Below are 16,963 nucleotides of genomic sequence, written 5' to 3' on the forward strand. Positions count from 1 at the left end.
CGCCGCAGCCGTGCTGAGCCCTGCCGAGCGATACGCCCTCGCGCGTGATCGCCGAGAGCATCCGGACGTCGACGCGTTCGAGGCGCAGTTGGCATTCGACCTCGACCCGTTCCAGCGGCAGGCATGCGGCGTACTCGCGGACGGCGGCGGGGTGCTGGTCGCGGCGCCCACCGGTGCCGGCAAGACGATCGTCGCCGAGTTCGCCGTGTACCTGGCGATGGCGACGACACATCAGAAAGTGTTTTACACCGCGCCGATGAAGGCGCTGTCCAACCAGAAGTACAACGAGCTGGCGGAGGCGTGGGGCACGGAGTCGGTCGGCCTGTTGACCGGCGACACCAGCGTCAACCCGCGGGCGCGCGTGGTCGTGATGACCACCGAGGTGCTGCGCAACATGCTCTACGCCGGCAGCGACCTGCTGGCGGACCTCGCCTTCGTCGTCATGGATGAGGTGCACTACCTGGCCGACCGCTTCCGCGGCGCCGTCTGGGAAGAGGTGATCATCCACCTGCCCGCGGCTGTACGGCTCGTCTCCCTGTCGGCCACCGTCTCGAACGCGGAGGAGTTCGGCGAGTGGCTGCAGGCGGTCCGCGGCGACACGAGCATCGTCGTGTCGGAGGAGCGGCCGGTACCGCTGGAGCAGCACGTGCTGATGCGCACCAAGCTGGTCGACCTGTTCGCCTCCACGGGCGCCGCCGCCTCCGGCACCTCCCGCGTCAACCCGGCGCTGGCGCAGATGGCCCGGTACGGCGGCCGGGTGCTCTCCAGCCGACAGATGGAGGATGTGGGCCGCTACCACTCCAAGGGCGGCAACCCGCGGCGCTTCCAGATGCCCCGCAGCGACCTGACCGGGCTGCTGGCGGAGCAGCACCTGCTGCCGGCCATCTTCTTCATCTTCAGTCGGGCCGGCTGCGACGCCGCCGTCCGGCAGGCGATGCGCGACGGCATCCGGTTGACCGAGGGGTGGGAGCGCGAGCAGATCCGCGCCATCGTCGACGAGCGCTGCCGCACCCTGCTGGACGAGGACCTGGCCGTGCTCGGCTACTGGCAGTGGCTGGAGGGACTGGAGCGGGGGGTCGCCGCTCACCACGCCGGGCTGCTGCCGGCCTTCAAAGAGGTGGTCGAGGAGCTGTTCCAGCGCAAGCTGGTGAAGGTCGTCTTCGCCACCGAGACTCTCGCGCTCGGCATCAACATGCCGGCCCGCACCGTGGTGCTGGAGAAGCTGGAGAAGTTCAACGGCGAGAGCCGTGTGCCCATCACCCCCGGGGAATATACGCAGCTGACCGGCCGCGCGGGCCGCCGCGGCATCGACGTGGAGGGTCACAGCGTCATCTGCTGGCAGGAGGGGATGGATCCGCAGGCGATCGCGTCGCTCGCGTCGCGGCGCTCCTACCCGCTGAACTCCTCCTTCCGGCCCACCTACAACATGGCCGTCAACCTGATCGAGCAGTTCGGCCGCGAGCGCACCCGGCAGATCCTGGAGTCGTCGTTCGCGCAGTTCCAGGCCGACCGTGCCGTGGTCGACCTGGCCCGCAAGGCGCGGCAGCAGGAGGAGTCGCTGCGCGGCTACGAGAAGGCGATGCACGACGAGACGGGTGCGTCCGGCGACGTCGCGGAGTACGCCTCGATCCGACGTGAGATCAGCGACCTGGAGAAGAAGCCCGCCGGAGGCGAGCAGCTCTCCGCCGGCAAGCGGGAGGCCCGACAACGGCAGATCGTCGAGCTGCGTCGGCGGCTGCGGGCGCATCCGGCGCACTCCTCGCCCCGCCGCGAGGAGCTGTCCCGCTGGGCGGAGCGCTGGTGGCGGCTGAAGCGGCAGACCGACGAGGTGCAGCAGCAGATCGCCACGCGCACCGGCGCCGTCGCCCGGGTCTTCGACCGCGTCACCGACGTGCTGCTCAGCGAGGACTATCTGCGGGTCGGCGACGACGACGTCGTGCGGCTGACCGGGCACGGCCGCATGCTGAGCCGCATCTACGGGGAACGCGACCTGCTGCTGGCGGAGAGCCTGCGGCGCGGTATCTGGCAGGGCCTCGACGCGCCGTCGGTCGCGGCGCTCGCCACCGTGTTCGTCTTCGAGGCGCGGCGGGAGGAGGGGGTCGTCGCCCAGCACCTGCTGCCGAAGGGGCCGTTCCGGCCCGCATACGAGCAGCTGACGGTGCTGTGGGACCGCCTGGACGAGATGGAGCGCGCGCACCGGCTGCCCGGATCGACCCCGCCGTCGGTGGGGCTCTGCGCACCGATGCACCGTTGGGCCCGGGGCGGCGCGCTCGACGCGGTACTGCGCGACGCGGACCTGGCCGCCGGCGACTTCGTGCGGTGGACCAAGCAGACGATCGACCTGCTCGACCAGGTGCACCAGGTGGCGACCGGGCAGGTGGCCCACACCGCGCAGCAGGCGCTCGACTCCATCCGCCGAGGGATCGTCGCGTATTCCAGCGTCGGCTACTCGAGCGCAGGCTAGGGCGTCGAGATGGTCGCTGACCTGCTCGACCGGCCGCTGCAGGTGACCCGCCCGCCGGTCCGTCGGCCGCGCCGCGCGGTCGGCCCGCTGGTCGTCGCACTGCTCCTGTCCATCGGCTCCGGGGTGCTGCTCGCGCTGGCCTATCCCGCCGCGAACATCTGGGTGCTGGCGTTCCCCGGCGTCGCCGGACTGCTGCTCTCGCTGCGTGGCCGGTCGTTCTGGAGCGGGGTCCTCGTCGGATTCGCCGGCGGGATGGCCTACTACCTGGCCCTGATCAGCTGGGTGTCGCTGTTCCTCGGCCCGGTGCCGCTGCTGGCGCTGGCCGGGCTGATGTCGATCTACATGGGGCTGGGCGGCGGTCTGATCGCGATCGCCTACCGGGCAGTCCCGGCGGTCTGGACGGGTCGGTGGGGGCGCCTCGGCGTCACGCCGTTCGTGGTCGCCGCCTGCTGGGAGGCGCGCGAATCGGTCGCGAACACCTTCCCGTACGGCGGGTTCGCGTGGGGTCGGGTGTCGCTCAGCCAGGCGACCAGCCCGTTCGCTCCGCTGGTCGCCTGGGTAGGCCTCTCCGGTCTGACCTTCCTGCTCGTCTGGTTGACCGCGTTCGCGCTGGCCGTGGTGCTGGAGCCGCGGGCGACGTTCGGGCGGATCGGCGCCCGCAGAACCTGGTCCCGGGCGGTCGCGGATGCGCTGCCGAAGGTGTTCGCGGTGGCCCTCGCGGTCGCCGCCCTGCTCGCGATCCCGCGGGTGCCGCTGCAGCAGACCGGGTCGATCCGGGTGGCGGGCATCCAGGCCAACACGAAATCGGGCTACTTTCAGGCGAGCCAGGTCGCCTACCCGGGCCAGATCCTGGACCAGAACATCCGCGCGACCCTGCCGGTCGTGGTGCAGCGGCCCGACCTCGTCGTCTGGCCGGAAGGAGCGAGCGACCTCTCGCCCCTGACCTCCGAGGTGGCAGCGAGCGATTGGACCGCGGTCGCTCGCGTGACCGGTGTCCCGCTGCTCGGCGGCGTCATCACCGATCGCGGCGGCAAGCTGTACAACTCCTCCCTGCTGTGGGATGCGCAGACCGGGCCGACCGCGATCTACGACAAGGTGCACCCGGTGCCGTTCGGGGAGTACGTGCCCGATCGGGCCTTCTGGACCCCGTTCGCGCCCGACCTGCTGAAGCTGATCGGCCGCGACTACACGATCGGCACGCGCAGCCCGGTGCTGACCGTGGGGGAGACCCGCATCGGGGTGAACATCTGCTTCGACATCGAGGACGACGGCCTGATGATCGGGTCGGTGCGCGACGGCGCCGAGGTCCTGATCGCGCAGACGAACAACGCCGACTTCGGCCGGACCGAGGAGAACCTGCAGCAGTTGGCCATCGCCCGGATGCGGGCGATCGAGACCGGCCGCGCCCTGATGTCCGTGTCGACGGTCTCCTCGACGGCGGCGATCGGGCCGGATGGCCGCACCCTCGGCGCGATCCCGTCGTTCCGGCCGGGCGCGCTCGTCACGGACCTGCCGCTGCTGACGGGCACGACTCCGGCCGTCGCATTCGGGGTGCAACTGGGCATCGCCATTGCGATCTTCGGCGCCTTCGCGCCCCTGATCGCCGCGCTCGCCCGTCGCCGACGCCCCCGACAGCCCTCCTGATCGCGCGGAATTCAGGAGAAATCGAGGAATCGAAGTCCGCAGGGTGCCAGATCGCCTGAATTCCTTGCGATCGCCTGAATTGCTCGGAGCCGGGCGACGGCTCGGGCGCAGTCGGTCAGCTGGCCTTCTGATCGTTCGTCTTGCCGCGCCGCGACCGCAGGTAGGTGAGGCGCTCCTGCAGCAGCTCCTCCAGCTCGTCGCGGCTGCGCCGCTCGAGCAGCATGTCCCAGTGGGTGCGGGCCGGCTTGACCTCTTTTGCCGCGCCGGCAGCGACGCTGCCGTTGTCGTTCAGCAGCACGCCCTCCTGGCTCGTCTTCGGTGACGTCCATCGCTCGGGGATCTCCGCGTCGGCGGCGAAGATCACGGAGAAAGTGTTGCCGTCGGCCGCTCGATAGTTGCGCGTCTGCCGTTCTGAGAACACGACGCCCTCTTCGCTCTGGAGGCTCTGACCCCCGAGACGCATGCCGCGCAAGCTTCTGTCCGCCATTGCTGTACCCCTTCCCCGCAGGGTCCGCTGTCGGGGCCCCGCTCTCCGTTGTAACCGCTGTTCGGAGTGCTCCGCGCTGTGGACTGCCTTTCCCAGGCATCTCCCAGTAGATGGAACGGTCGTTCCACCCCTGCGCAGTCCAGGCGGCTCAGCCCAGCAGTTCAGCCCTGCGCCTCAACCCACTACCTCAGCCGCCAGGTCGGGCCGATCGGTCACGATGCCGTCCACTCCGGCGGCGACCAGGGCGCGCATGCGCGCGGCGTCGTTGACGACCCAGACGTGCACCTCGGCGCCGGCCGCGTGCACGCGGGTCAGCAGACCGGGGGAGTCGAGTCGCACGCCGAGGATCCGCTCGGGTACCTGCAGCGCGTCGACCCCGTGCAGGGCCAGGCGCAGCAGCGGACCGACACCGCCGGCCGCGGCGAGCACGCCGAGGGCGGCCGGCGCTGCCGACGGTGACGTCGCTACCGGCTCGAGGGCCCGCACCACCGGGTGGGACCGCCGGCGCGCGAACGAGGTCACGAGCACACGGTCCGCCGCGGCCGACGCCCGGATGTCGCTGACGACGGGCGTGACTGCCGCCTGCGCCTTCACGTCGATGTTGAACCGCGCTTGCGGCAGGGCGCGCAGCGCCTCGGCCAGTGTCAGCAGGTGCGGCAGGCGGTTCCGCAGCGCCGCGAGCGTCAGGTCGGCGACGCGGTCGTGGTCGGGATCGAATTCAGCATCGTGCATCAGTACGGCGACCCCATCGGCGGTCGCGCGCACATCGGTCTCCAGGTGGGTGGCTCCGGAGTCGAGCGCGTCCTGGAACGCGATCAACGAATTCTCCGGCGCACGCCGGGCGAAGCCCCGGTGAGCCAGGATCCGCGGCAGTGGCGGGTCGAACCACGCCGTACGGGTCACGGCGCGGCGGTCTGCCCCGCCCCACCCGGACCGAACGCCCGCCCGACGCCCTTCAACGCCTCGGTCAGCTCGCTCGGCACGATCCACAGGGTGTTGGAGTCGCCTTCGGCGATCTTCGGCAGGGTCTGCAGGTACTGGTACGCGAGCAGCGGCCCGTCCGGGTTCCCGGCATGGATCGCGTTGAACACGGTGGTGATGGCCTCCGCCTCGCCCTTGGCCCGCGTCACCTGGGCCTGCGCCTCGCCCTCGGCGCGCAGGATGTCGGACTGCCGGGCGCCCTCGGCCTGCAGGATCGCGGCCTGCTTGGTGCCCTCCGCGGTCAGGATCTGCGCGCGACGGTCGCGCTCGGCGCGCATCTGCTGCTCCATGGCGCCCTGGATGCTGACCGGCGGCTCGATCGACTTCAGCTCCACCCGGTTCACGCGGATGCCCCACTTGCCGGTCGCCTCGTCGAGCACCACCCGCAGCTGTCCGTTGATGTTGTCCCGGCTGGTGAGCGCCCCCTCCAGGTTCAGCCCGCCGACCACGTTGCGCAGGGTCGTGGTGGTCAGCTGCTCGACCGCGACCAGGTAGTTCGCGATCTCGTAGGTCGCGGCGCGCGCGTCGGTGATCTGGAAGTACACGACGGTGTCGATCGAGACGACCAGGTTGTCCTCGGTGATCACCGGCTGGGGCGGGAAGGAGACGACCTGCTCGCGCAGGTCGAGCAGCGGCCGCAGCCGGTCGATGAACGGCACGAGCAGATTGAGGCCCGGGGTGAGCGTCTTGTGGTAGCGCCCGAGTCGCTCCACGACGCCGGCCCGCGCCTGCGGAACGACCCGGATCGCACGGCCCAGAACGACGAGGACGAAGATGACGACGATGATCGCCAGGGCGATCAAGAAGATCTCGCCGAGGAACGCGCCGGAGTCGATGGTGTTGATGGTCAGCCTTTCGTGCTGTCGGGAGCGGTGATCGGGTGCGGGGCGGGCGCGACCACCGCGGTTGCGCCGTCGATGGCGACGACGGAGAGGCGAGCACCGGGCGGCACCGTCACGCTCTCGTGGGCGTCGTCGAGCCGCGCCGTCCAGGTTTCGCCGTTCGCCAGCTTGGCGAAGCCGGCTCCGTCGACGAAGGCGACGGTCGCCCGCGCCCCCATGCCGGACAGGGCATCCACATTGGTCAGGTGCACGTCGCGACCCTTGACGAGCACCCGCCAGAGCAGCGGCCGGATGAGAAAGACGAGCAGCCCGGACAGCACGGCCGCGGAGAGCACCTGCACCCACCAGTCGGCGCCGAGCAGGCGGGTGCCGAGCCCGCCGATCAGACTGCCGGCGGCGACCATCAGGAACAGCAGGTGGAGCGTGATGAGCTCCATCACCACGCAGGCGACGGTGATCACGATCCAGACGATCCAGGTGTACTGGAACAGGTCGGGCATCAGCCCCGGTGCCTCCCTCGGCGTTCCGAGTGCACCTCGCGCCGTCTCATTCGCCCGGCCTGATTCATCCGGCCCTCATCATTCATTTGGGCCTCCGGTGATCGCCACGGTACACCGCGGTGACGCCCGGTAGGGTCGCCCGAGTGACGATTGCCTCCGACGCTGCCGACGGATCGCGGAAACGGGTGCTCATCACGGGTTCCTCGCGCGGGATCGGCGCGGACACCGCGCGCACCCTGGCGGGCGCCGGAGCCCGGATCGTCGTCAACTATCGCGAGAAGGCGCGCAGAGCCGACGCCCTGGTCGCCGAGATCGCGTCATCCGGCGGTACCGCCGTCGCGATCGGGGCCGACCTGACCGATCCCTCCTCGGCGCAGGCGATGCTCGAGCAGATCCGCACCGACTGGGGCGGCCTGGACGTGCTGGTCTTGAATGCCTCCGGCGGCATGGAGTCCGGAATGGCCGAGGACTACGCCCTCCGGTTGAATCGGGACGCCCAGGTCGGCCTGGTGCGGGCGGCGCTGCCGCTGCTCGGACCCGGCTCGCGCATCGTCTTCGTCACGAGCCACCAGGCGCACTTCATCGCGACCACGCCCACGATGCCGCAGTACGAACCGGTGGCCCGCAGCAAGCGGGCGGGGGAGGACGCCCTGCGTGCCCTCATCCCGGAGCTGACCGCCGCAGGAGTGGAGTTCGTGGTGGTCTCCGGCGACATGATCGAGGGCACGATCACCGTGAAGCTGCTGGAGCGCGCCAACCCGGGGGTCATCGCCCACCGTCGCGAGTCCGCGGGCCGCCTCTACTCCGTCGCGGAGTTCGCCGCCGAGGTCGCCCGGGCCGTCGACGAGCCCGTCCCCGAGTCGCACACGCGATTCGTCGGCGACGTCGCCGACTTCACGCCCGTCGCGGGGGAGTAGAGCACCGGTGCGCGTGCGGGACACCTCGCGGCTGATCGTCGCCGACGACCACGACGCCGTGCTGCTCTTCCTGACCTACGGCAAGAACCATGACGTGCCGCCCAGGTGGATCACGCCGGGTGGCGGCGTCGATCCCGGCGAGGACTTTCCGGCGGCCGCCGTCCGCGAGTTGGCGGAGGAGACGGGACTGCGCGTCGATTCCGTGGGGGCGGCGTTCGCGGTGGTCGAGGCGGCGGTCGATCAGCGCTGGCATCCCTACGACCGGGGTACCTGGGCGTGGTTCGCGATCCGCACTCCGCGGTTCACGCCGAGCAGCGCCGGATGGATGCCCGACGAGCACGTGGACATCGTCGAGCACCGGTGGTGGACCCTGGCGGAACTGCGGGCAGAGGCGCCGTCGTTCGAGCCGGACGACCTGCCCGCGCTGATCGAGCGGGCGCTCGAGCTGCTGCACGCCGACGACGCCCGCTGACCCGGCCATGCTGCTCCACGCCCCCTCCAGGCCGGCCCTCGACTCCGGAACCCGTCGCTGGCGCAACGCCGTCTTCGCGATTTTCGCGCTGACGGGGTTCGTGTTCGCGAACTACGTCGCCCGCATCCCGAATGTGCGGGACCTGCTGCATGCCGACGACGCCCAGATGGGGCTGCTCGCGGGAGGGATCGCGGTGGGCTCGATCGTGGGTCTGCTGCTGGCCGGCACGCTCGTCGCCCGCTTCGGTACCGTGCGTACGTTGGCGGTCGCCTACACGGTCGCCAGCCTGGGCGTGATGGCGGCCGGGTTCGTCGCTCAGGTGTCGCCGACCATCGCGGGCCTGCTCATCGGCCTGTGCCTGCTCGGCGCCGGCCACAGTGTCACCGACGTCGCCATGAACGTCTCCGGCGCGGCGAACGAGCGGCGCATCGGCCGGGCCCTCATGCCGCTGTTCCATGCCGCCTTCAGCATCGGCACGGTGGTGGGCGGCGGGACCGCGGCGATCTCGTTGGCCGTCGACCTCCCTGTGGGTCCGCACCTGATCGGTGTCGGTGTCATCGGCGTGGTCGGCACGATCGTGACCAGCCGCTTCCTGCAGCCGGCGGAGCCCAGGCCGGCGACGGGTGCAGTGGAGCTCCCGTCCACCTGGCGCAACCGCCTCGGGGCGTGGCGCGACCCGCACGTGCTGCTCATCGGCGTCACCCTGCTGGGGATGGCATTCGCGGAGGGCAGTGCGAACGACTGGCTGCCGCTCGCCTTCGTCGACGGTCACGGGCTGAGCAATCCGCAGGGCGCCGCCGTGTTCGCGGTCTTCGTCACCGCCATGACGGTCGGCCGGATCGGCGGGGTGCCGCTGCTGCGCCGCTTCGGCCGGGTGGCGGTGCTGCGGGGATCGGCGGGCTGCGCCGTTGTCGGAATGCTGGTCGTCATCCTGGTGCCGAGTGCGCCGATCGCCGTGGCCGGGTCGGTGCTGTGGGGTCTCGGTGCGGCGCTCGGGTTCCCGGTCTGCATGTCGGCAGCCGCGGATGATCCGCGCCGGGCTGCGGCGAGCGTCAGCGTGGTCGCCACCATCGGCTATTGCGCGTTCCTGGTGGGGCCACCCCTGATCGGCGCGCTCGCCTCCGTCTCCACCCTGCTGCAGGCGCTGCTGCTGGTCCTGGCGCTGGTCGTGGTCTCGGGGCTCACGGCCGGTGCCGTGCGGGCGCGGACGCCGGCGCGCCGGCCGGCCTGAGCCGTACGGTGCCCACCGTCCGACGGGGAGCGCCGGTCGGCGCCGATCATGGTCAGGAGCGTTCCGCGACCAGCAGGATGGCGTCTCCGGCCGGTGCGGCGAGCGCCAGCGCAGGCTGCCGGCCGGTCGCGACGAGCACCGTGCCGCCCTGCTCGTCCCGTTCGGTGACGGTGATCACCGCGTCGGGCAGCAGCCCGCGTTCCCGGAAGTAGCCGAGCCGGCCGGGGTCGGCGTCCGAGATGCGGGTGATCCGGTAGCGCCCCGGCGCCGCGGCTGCGAGCGGGACGACGTGGTCTGGGTAGGCGAGAGTGCCAGCGGGGGAGGGGATGGGGTCACCGTGCGGATCTCGCTCCGGATGGCCGAGGAGGGCGTCGATCCGGTCGATGAGCACGTCCGAGACGGCGTGCTCCAGCCGCTCGGCCTCATCGTGCACCTCGTCCCAGGCGTAGCCGAGGCTCACGACCAGGAACGTCTCGATCAGCCGATGCCGCCGAACCATCCGCACGGCGTGGCGCTCGCCGTCCGGCGTCAGCGTGATCGCCTTATAGGGCTCGTGCACGACCAGCCCATTGGCGGCCAGCCGCTTGACGGTGTCGGACACCGTCGCGGTGGTGACCGCGAACCGCACCGCGAGCGCCGTGGCCGAGATCGGCGATCCGCCCCACTCCTGAGCAGTCCAGATGGCCTTCAGGTAGTCCTGACTCGTTGCGGAGATCTCCACCCGCTCAGTCTGGCCCGCTCACCCCACCTACCCCTGCCCACCTACCCGGCGAAGAATTCAGGCCATCCCGAGAAACGCAGGCAGATCGGCGCGCGTCGCGCCCTCATTCTTCGAAATCTCCTGAATTGCTCGCAGCACGCCCCACCGGGGCGCGAGCCGATAATGGACATTATGTCAGCTCGGGCGAACTACCGGCCGGGCTCGGGCGGTCAGCCGGCCAGTGCTCGGCGGAGGAACTGGTCGAGGGTGCTCATCGCGGCCCGGCTGCTCGTGCTGTGCGGCGCGATGCCGGACGAACCGTGGAACGCCCCGCCCCACATGTGGAAGTCGACGTTGACGCCGTGCTCGCTCAGGCGCCGCGCGTAGTCGATCGCCTCGTCGCGGAACGTCTCGACCGACGCGACGTCGATGTAGGTGCGCGGCAGGCCGGACAGATCGGTCGCGCGCGCGGGTGCCGCGTAATACGAGACGTCGGGTCCGCCTCGACGCTCGCCGAGCAGCGAGGTCCAGCCGAACAGATTGTCGTTGCGGTCCCAGACGCCCTCCCCGTCGAGCATCATGCTGCTGACCGTCTCGAAACGGTCGTCGAGCATGGGGCACGACAACACCTGATGGGTGAGCTGAGGGAACCCGTTATCGCGCGCCATGAGCGCACTCCCCGCTGCCAGGCCTCCCCCGGCGCTTCCGCCGAAGATCAGGATGCGGTCGGGGTCGCCGCCCCACCCAGCGATCTCCCGCCCGGTCCAGGCCAGACCCGAATAGCAGTCCTCGACCGGGACCGGGTCAGGGAACTCGGGCGCGAGTCGGTACTCGACCGAGACGACCACGCAGCCGATCTCGACCACCAACGGCACCAGCACATGCAGGCCGTCGGTCTTCGACCCCATGATCATGCCGCCGCCGTGCGTGTGGTAGATCACCGGCCAGGGTCCCTCCCCCGTGGCCGGTCGCAGGATGAGCAGCGTGACTCCGTCACGATCGGGCAGCTCGATCTCCTCGACGACGACGGCTCCCCCGGACGTCAGATCGAACTGGGCACTGCCCGGCAGGCCCTTGGCGGCGGCCGCCCGGATGGCCGGCAGCAGTTCGTTGGTGATCGGAGCGCTGACCGAGTGGTACGCGTCGAGAATCGGGGTGAGTTCGTCATCGAACGGCGGATGGATCGGGGTTGTTCCAGACATGGTGGACGCTCCTGCATCATCGAAGGGTGGTGGTTGAGCCACGTCTTCATGGTCTGTCGGCGGCGTCGTGGTGTCCCCCGCCGAACGCTCGCGAGTGGTCCAGAGCGACCCGCCGAACGGCGGTCGTCCTCAGCGTGCGGTCGGCTCGATGCGCCGAAGGAGCAAGCCGATCTGCAGGCGGATGCGGCCGATCGGCGACACCACGTCGAAACCGAGCGCGGCCGACAGGCGTGGAAGGTGGAGCTGCACCGTCGAGTGGTGCAGGCCCGCCGCCGAAGCGATCGCGCGCACACTCGCGCCGTCGGCGATGGCCTGCAGCTCCGCGATCGACCAGTTGCGGGCAAGAACGCCCTCGATGACACCGCGGTCGGGATGGATCCAGCCGGACGACTCCGCCGCCTCGAGGACGGTCAGCAGGGGTCCGAGCGACTCCGCTGAGAATCGACCACCCTGCCCGGACAGCCGCCAGGCGAACAACGCCGACCGCCACGAATGCTGCAGCGCCAGGGGCGATGTCGGCACCCCGATACCGCCGGCCGCATCCCAGGACGTGTCCGGCTGCAGCACAGCACCGCGAACGGGACCCCACGGCGTCGCCATCAGGGCGCTCGGCCAGCGGGGCGGCCACTCCTGACCGACCGCCGAGGCGACCGCGCGGTATTTCGCCTCGGGATCCAGATGCAGTCGCGCGGCGGCTGCCCAGCGCGCCTCGGATTCGTCACCGGCCGCATCGGTGGACAGGAGCACTTCCAGTGCCGTGTGAAGCCGGTTCTCCTCCGGATCGCGGCCTTCGGTGATCTCGATGGCCAGCGCCACCCGGTCGAGCACCATCCGATGACCTGGTGCCGATGCGGCCCCGACCTCCAGCCAGACACCTGCTCCGGTCGTCACCTCGACACGCGGGACACCGGGATCCGGATTCCGGTAGCGCACCGGCAGCCCGGTCGACGAGAACTGCAGTCTGCGTGGCCCATTGACATATCCCAGGGTCGAGCGGCTGACCATGGCGGCCTCCCTGAGCAGGCTGCCGACCCCCATCTTGCCGCGCACTAGTTGGTCGAAATGCTGGATGATCCGCAGTTCCTCACTGGCGACCGGATCCGACGCGATCAGGCGACCGACGAGCTCCTTCATCGGGCCCCCTCCACTGTCACGGTCGAACGATAGTCACCGCACGCGGCCTCTCCTGGGGGAGCGGCGGCGACTCCGGCTCCGCGGTGAATCCCGCGGACGCGACCGGTCGGGTGAGCCGGTCGGACCGGCGCGGCTTCAGGTCGTGGCCCGTTTCACGGAGACCGGCACACCGGGCACCGTGGGTCCGGGTCAACAGCAGGACAGGGCCGCTGGCGCCGCCCGCGGTGCTGTCTCCGCTGGTCCGCAAGTACCTTCTAAGGCGACCACCGCGGGCGGCCGTGAAGGGGTGAGCACGCTCCGCCCACTCCCCGACCGGCCGCCAATCCGGCTCCGCCCTCCACTCCCCCCTCCCACTCCGCCCTCCGACTCCGCCCTCCCACTCCCCCGGCCGGCTACCCCTCCAATTCCGCCCTCCCACTCCCCCCCCTCCCACTCCCCGACTCAGTCGCATCCGCCCGATCCGTCCACGAAGGAATCGCCATGGTCGTCGATCTGAATCCCTCCGGTCGAGTGCGCCTCGATGCCGCCGGACTCGCACTGCTGCGCGTGCGGCGGTTCACCGAGTTCCGCATCCGACCGGCCGTGTACCGCGACGCCGCACCCGTCTCGATCGCGGCGTGGGCCGTGGACGGCGAGCCCGTTCCGTTCCACGTCGCGGCGGGTCAGCGGTACACCGACTTCGCGATCGGCGAGCCATGGGGTCGGCCGTGGGACACCGTCTGGTTCGACGTGCGCGGCACGGTGCCGGCCGACTGGGACCCGGCCGAGGCGGAACTCGTGGTCGACCTCGGGTTCACGGAGGGGATGCCCGGCTTCCAGGCCGAGGGGACGGTGTACCGGCCGGACGGCACGATCGTCAAAGCGGTGGAACCCCTGAACTCGTGGGTGCCGCTGCCGCAGGCCGGTCCGTTCCGGCTGCTCATCGAGGCGGCCGCGAACCCGATCGTGCAGGTGCCCTACGAGTACGAGCCGACCCCGCTCGGCGACCCGGCCACCGCGGGCCACCAGCCGCTGTACCGGCTCGGTCGAATCGAAGTCGCCCGCCGCGACATCGCCATGTGGGAGCTGCTGCAGGACATCCACGCCCTGACCGGCCTGGTCGACGTCCTGCCCGCGGACGGGAGGCGGCGCGCGGAGATCGTTCATGCCTTGGAAGGCATGGTCGACGCGATGGACCCTGACGACGTGCCCGGGACCGTCGCGCTCGGACGCGCGGTGCTCGCTCCGGTCCTCGCCGGACCGGCGGCCGCCAGCGCCCTCGTCGTGTCGGCCGTGGGCCACGCGCACATCGACTGCGCCTGGCTGTGGCCGACCAGGGAGACGGTGCGCAAGGTCGCCCGCACCTTCGCGAACGTGCTCGACCTGGTCGAGCGGAACCCGGACTTCGTCTTCGCGGCCTCGTCGGCGCAGCAGTACGCGTGGCTGAAGGACAGTCAGCCGGAGCTGTTCGAGCGGGTGCGCGCCGCCGTCGCCCGGGGAGTGATCCGGCCGGTCGGCGGGATGTGGGTGGAGTCGGACACCAACATGCCGGGCGGCGAGGCGCTCGTGCGCCAGTTCGTGCTGGGCAAGCGGTTCTTCCTGGAGGAGTTCGGCGTGGAGACCGACGAGGTGTGGCTGCCCGACTCGTTCGGCTACTCCGCAGCCCTGCCCCAGATCATGCGGGCCGCCGGCGCGAAGTACTTCCTGACGCAGAAGCCGTCGTGGAACGAGATCAACCGCATGCCGTACTCCAGCTTCCTCTGGGAGGGCATCGACGGCTCCCGGGTGTTCACCCACTTCCCACCCGCCGAGACCTACAACTCCGATCTCGGCGCCGGCGACCTGGCCCGCGCCGAGCGGTCGTTCCAGGAGAAGGGCGGCGCCCGCGAGGTGCTGGGACTGTTCGGCTGGGGCGACGGCGGCGGCGGCCCCACCCGCGAGATGCTCGCCGCGGCGGCCCGCAAGCGCGACCTCGACGGGTCGCCGAAGGTGCAGCTGACGGATCCGCAGTCGTTCTTCGTGACGGCCGAGGCGGAGTTGCAGGCACCGCCGGTGTGGCAGGGCGAGATATACCTGGAACTGCATCGAGGCACCCTGATCTCGCAGCAGCGGACGAAGCGCGGCAACCGCCGCAGCGAGGCGCTGCTGCGCGAAGCCGAGCTGTGGGCCACGACCGCCATGGTGCTGCACGGCGTGCCCTACCCGTATGAGGCGCTCGACGCGGCCTGGCGGATCGTGCTGCTGCAGCAGTTCCACGACATCCTGCCCGGCTCCTCCATCGCGTGGGTCCACCAGGAGGCGGAGCGCAACTACGCGCAGGTCGCCCGCGACCTGGAGGGGCTGATCCGCGACTCGCTCGACATACTCGTCGGTACCGGCGACACGCCGCTCGCCGCCAACGCCGGGCCCTACGAGCTCTCCGGCACCCCGGCGATGGGCATCGGTGCCGCCGCCGCGCCGACGGCCGCCGTCCCGAGCCGCGACGGCGACCGCATCGTGCTGCAGGACGACCTGCTGCGGGTGGAGGTCGACGCGCACGGCACGCTCCCCTCCGTCCGCGACCTGCGGACGGACCGTGAGGTGATTCCCGCCGGGCTCGCAGGCGGTCTGCTGCAGCTCTTCCGCGACACCCCGAGGGAGTGGGACGCGTGGGACGTCAACGAGGAGGATCAGCGCAGCGGGCGCGACCTGACCGATCCGGAATCGGTGGAGATCGAGGGCGACGAGGTGGTGATCCGGCATCGCCTCGGCACGACGCGCATCGATGTGCGGCTGCGACTGACCGGCGGCAGCCTGGATTACCGGTTCGAGATCGACTGGCACGAGTCGCAGAAGCTGCTGAAGCTCGCGTTCCCGCTCGACGTGCGGGCGGAGCGGGCGGCGGCGGAGGTGCAGTTCGGCCACCTGCACCGGCCCATCCACCGCAACACCTCCTGGGACTCCGCTCGCTTCGAGACGGTCGCGCACCGCTGGATCCAGGTCGGCGAACCGGACTTCGGCGTGGTCATCGCGAACGACGTCGTCTACGGGCACGACGTGCGCAGCACGGCGGCGCCATCCGACCGGCCGATGACCGTCGCGCGACTGTCGCTGCTGCGCGCTCCGCGCTATCCGGATCCGGCGGCCGATCAGGGCCGGCACGAGTTCCGGGTGCGGCTGCGGCCGGGCGGGATTTCCGATGCGGTCGTCGACGGCTACGCCGTGCACCTGCCGTTGCGCGCCGTCACGGGCCAGCCGGTGGAGCCGCTGCTGACGGTCTCCCACCCAGCCGTGGTCGTCGAGAGCGTGAAGGCGGCGGAGGACCGCTCCGGGGACGTGGTGGTGCGCCTGTACGAGGCGCACGGCACGCGGGCGCGCGCGGCGGTCACGACGCGGTTCGGCTGGGCGGCGGCGCAGGCGACCGACCTGCTGGAGCGCCCGATCGAGAGCGAGGCGGTGCGGACCGGGACCGTCGGCAGCACGGTGGATGTGCACCTGCGGCCGTTCGAGTTGACGACCCTGCGGTTCCGCTCGGTCAGCGCCCCGGCGTGACGGGCCGACCTCGAAACCCGGTCCCGTCAGCAGGTCGTCGTCCCGACGGCAGGCCGCCGGTCGACTACAGACCTGCTGATCGGACGGTGACCTGCTGACTGGGCACCGGTCCGGACCGCTGCCGGCCGCCCGCATTGCTCGGCGCTCGCCGCCGCGATAGCGTCGCGCGGGCAGCGCCGGACCCTCCCCCGATTGGAGCGACGACATCGACGACTTCGAAGGCCGGACCGGGCTCGACGCCCTCGTCGCGCGGGCCGAGGCGCTGGCCGCTTCGGGCGGGCGACGCATCCTCGGCATCGCCGGCACACCCGGCTCCGGCAAGTCGACCCTGGCCGCAGCCATGACGCGGGCGCTCGGCGGGCGGGCGGTACTGGTGGGGATGGACGGCTTCCACCTGGCGAACGAGGAACTGGTGCGCCTCGGCCGCCGCGACCGCAAGGGCGCACCCGACACCTTCGACGTGCGCGGGTACGTCGCGCTGCTCGGCGCACTCCGACAGCAGCGCGAAGGCGTGCTCTACGGGCCGCGCTTCGACCGTTCCCTGGAGGCGTCGATCGGCAGCGCGGTGCCGGTGGACGCGAACGTCCCGCTCGTGATCACCGAGGGCAACTACCTGCTGCTGCGGCACGGCGGCTGGGACGGCGTTCGCGCGATGCTCGACGAGAGCTGGTTCATCGACGTTCCCGCCGACGTCCGCCACGAGCGCCTCATCGAGCGGCGGGTCGTGGGCGGCTACACGGGGGCCGACATCGACGAGTGGGTGCGGACCGTCGACGAACCGAACGCCCGGATGATCGAGGAGCAGAGCGCGCCCGCGGACCTGCGCATCGACTCGACCGCGCTCGCGCTGTCCGCCATCACCTCGACGGACTGAGCGAC

General features: G+C 71.1%; 14 protein-coding genes. 7 read left to right on the forward strand and 7 right to left on the reverse strand.

Annotation, left to right across the window (positions count from 1 at the left end):
- Positions 1-10 precede the first annotated feature (10 nt).
- Complete coding sequence (locus ACFE7H_RS07140) at positions 11-2,464, forward strand: DEAD/DEAH box helicase (protein ID WP_375400534.1); 2,454 nt, start codon at positions 11-13, stop codon at positions 2,462-2,464.
- Positions 2,465-2,473: 9 nt separating this feature from the next.
- The gene (gene lnt / locus ACFE7H_RS07145; protein ID WP_375400535.1) at positions 2,474-4,108 is read left to right on the forward strand and encodes an apolipoprotein N-acyltransferase; all 1,635 of its coding nucleotides are present in this window, start codon (positions 2,474-2,476) and stop codon (positions 4,106-4,108) included.
- A 115-nt stretch (positions 4,109-4,223) separates the two neighbouring features.
- On the opposite strand, the gene ACFE7H_RS07150 is transcribed toward lnt, so the two are convergent.
- From ACFE7H_RS07150 to ACFE7H_RS07165, 4 genes are all read right to left on the reverse strand, one after another.
- Positions 4,224-4,595 carry an RNA polymerase-binding protein RbpA gene (locus tag ACFE7H_RS07150; protein ID WP_375400536.1) on the reverse strand — a complete coding sequence of 124 codons (372 nt, stop codon included), beginning with the start codon at positions 4,593-4,595 and terminating at the stop codon, positions 4,224-4,226.
- Positions 4,596-4,769: 174 nt separating this feature from the next.
- A complete protein-coding gene (locus tag ACFE7H_RS07155; RefSeq protein WP_375400537.1) occupies positions 4,770-5,414 on the reverse strand; it encodes a glycerophosphodiester phosphodiesterase family protein in 645 nt (214 codons plus the stop codon).
- A gap of 80 nt (positions 5,415-5,494) precedes the next feature.
- A complete protein-coding gene (locus ACFE7H_RS07160) occupies positions 5,495-6,379 on the reverse strand; it encodes an SPFH domain-containing protein (protein ID WP_375400538.1) in 885 nt (294 codons plus the stop codon).
- Between the two features lie 44 nt (positions 6,380-6,423).
- A complete protein-coding gene (locus ACFE7H_RS07165) occupies positions 6,424-6,918 on the reverse strand; it encodes an NfeD family protein (RefSeq protein WP_375400539.1) in 495 nt (164 codons plus the stop codon).
- Between the two features lie 143 nt (positions 6,919-7,061).
- On the opposite strand from ACFE7H_RS07165, the gene ACFE7H_RS07170 reads away from it, so the two are divergent.
- From ACFE7H_RS07170 to ACFE7H_RS07180, 3 genes are read left to right on the forward strand one after another with little or no spacing between them, the layout of a single operon-like run.
- Positions 7,062-7,835, forward strand: coding sequence for an SDR family oxidoreductase (locus tag ACFE7H_RS07170; protein WP_375400540.1), 774 nt, complete (start codon positions 7,062-7,064; stop codon positions 7,833-7,835).
- Between the two features lie 13 nt (positions 7,836-7,848).
- Positions 7,849-8,307, forward strand: coding sequence for an NUDIX hydrolase (locus tag ACFE7H_RS07175; protein WP_375400541.1), 459 nt, complete (start codon positions 7,849-7,851; stop codon positions 8,305-8,307).
- Between the two features lie 7 nt (positions 8,308-8,314).
- Entirely contained in the window at positions 8,315-9,538 is a 1,224-nt protein-coding gene (locus ACFE7H_RS07180; RefSeq protein ID WP_375400542.1) for an MFS transporter, read from the forward strand.
- A gap of 52 nt (positions 9,539-9,590) precedes the next feature.
- Here ACFE7H_RS07180 and ACFE7H_RS07185 read toward each other — a convergent pair whose 3' ends face one another.
- The 3 genes from ACFE7H_RS07185 to ACFE7H_RS07195 all read right to left on the reverse strand — a co-directional run bounded on the left by ACFE7H_RS07185 (position 9,591) and on the right by ACFE7H_RS07195 (position 12,574).
- Positions 9,591-10,259 carry a metal-dependent transcriptional regulator gene (locus tag ACFE7H_RS07185; protein WP_375400543.1) on the reverse strand — a complete coding sequence of 223 codons (669 nt, stop codon included), beginning with the start codon at positions 10,257-10,259 and terminating at the stop codon, positions 9,591-9,593.
- A gap of 209 nt (positions 10,260-10,468) precedes the next feature.
- Positions 10,469-11,440, reverse strand: a complete 972-nt coding sequence (locus ACFE7H_RS07190; protein WP_375400544.1) for an alpha/beta hydrolase — start codon at positions 11,438-11,440, stop codon at positions 10,469-10,471.
- Positions 11,441-11,569: 129 nt separating this feature from the next.
- A complete protein-coding gene (locus tag ACFE7H_RS07195) occupies positions 11,570-12,574 on the reverse strand; it encodes a hypothetical protein (protein ID WP_375400545.1) in 1,005 nt (334 codons plus the stop codon).
- Positions 12,575-13,054: 480 nt separating this feature from the next.
- On the opposite strand from ACFE7H_RS07195, the gene ACFE7H_RS07200 reads away from it, so the two are divergent.
- Together ACFE7H_RS07200 and ACFE7H_RS07205 are read left to right on the forward strand one after the other, a co-directional pair.
- Positions 13,055-16,084, forward strand: coding sequence for an alpha-mannosidase (locus tag ACFE7H_RS07200; protein ID WP_375400546.1), 3,030 nt, complete (start codon positions 13,055-13,057; stop codon positions 16,082-16,084).
- Positions 16,085-16,289: 205 nt separating this feature from the next.
- On the forward strand, positions 16,290-16,958 hold the full coding sequence (locus ACFE7H_RS07205; RefSeq protein WP_375400581.1) for a nucleoside/nucleotide kinase family protein: 669 nt from the start codon (positions 16,290-16,292) through the stop codon (positions 16,956-16,958).
- Positions 16,959-16,963 lie beyond the last annotated feature (5 nt).

It is taken from the genome of uncultured Amnibacterium sp. (genome assembly GCF_964250715.1).
In the GTDB taxonomy this organism is placed as follows: domain Bacteria; phylum Actinomycetota; class Actinomycetes; order Actinomycetales; family Microbacteriaceae; genus Amnibacterium.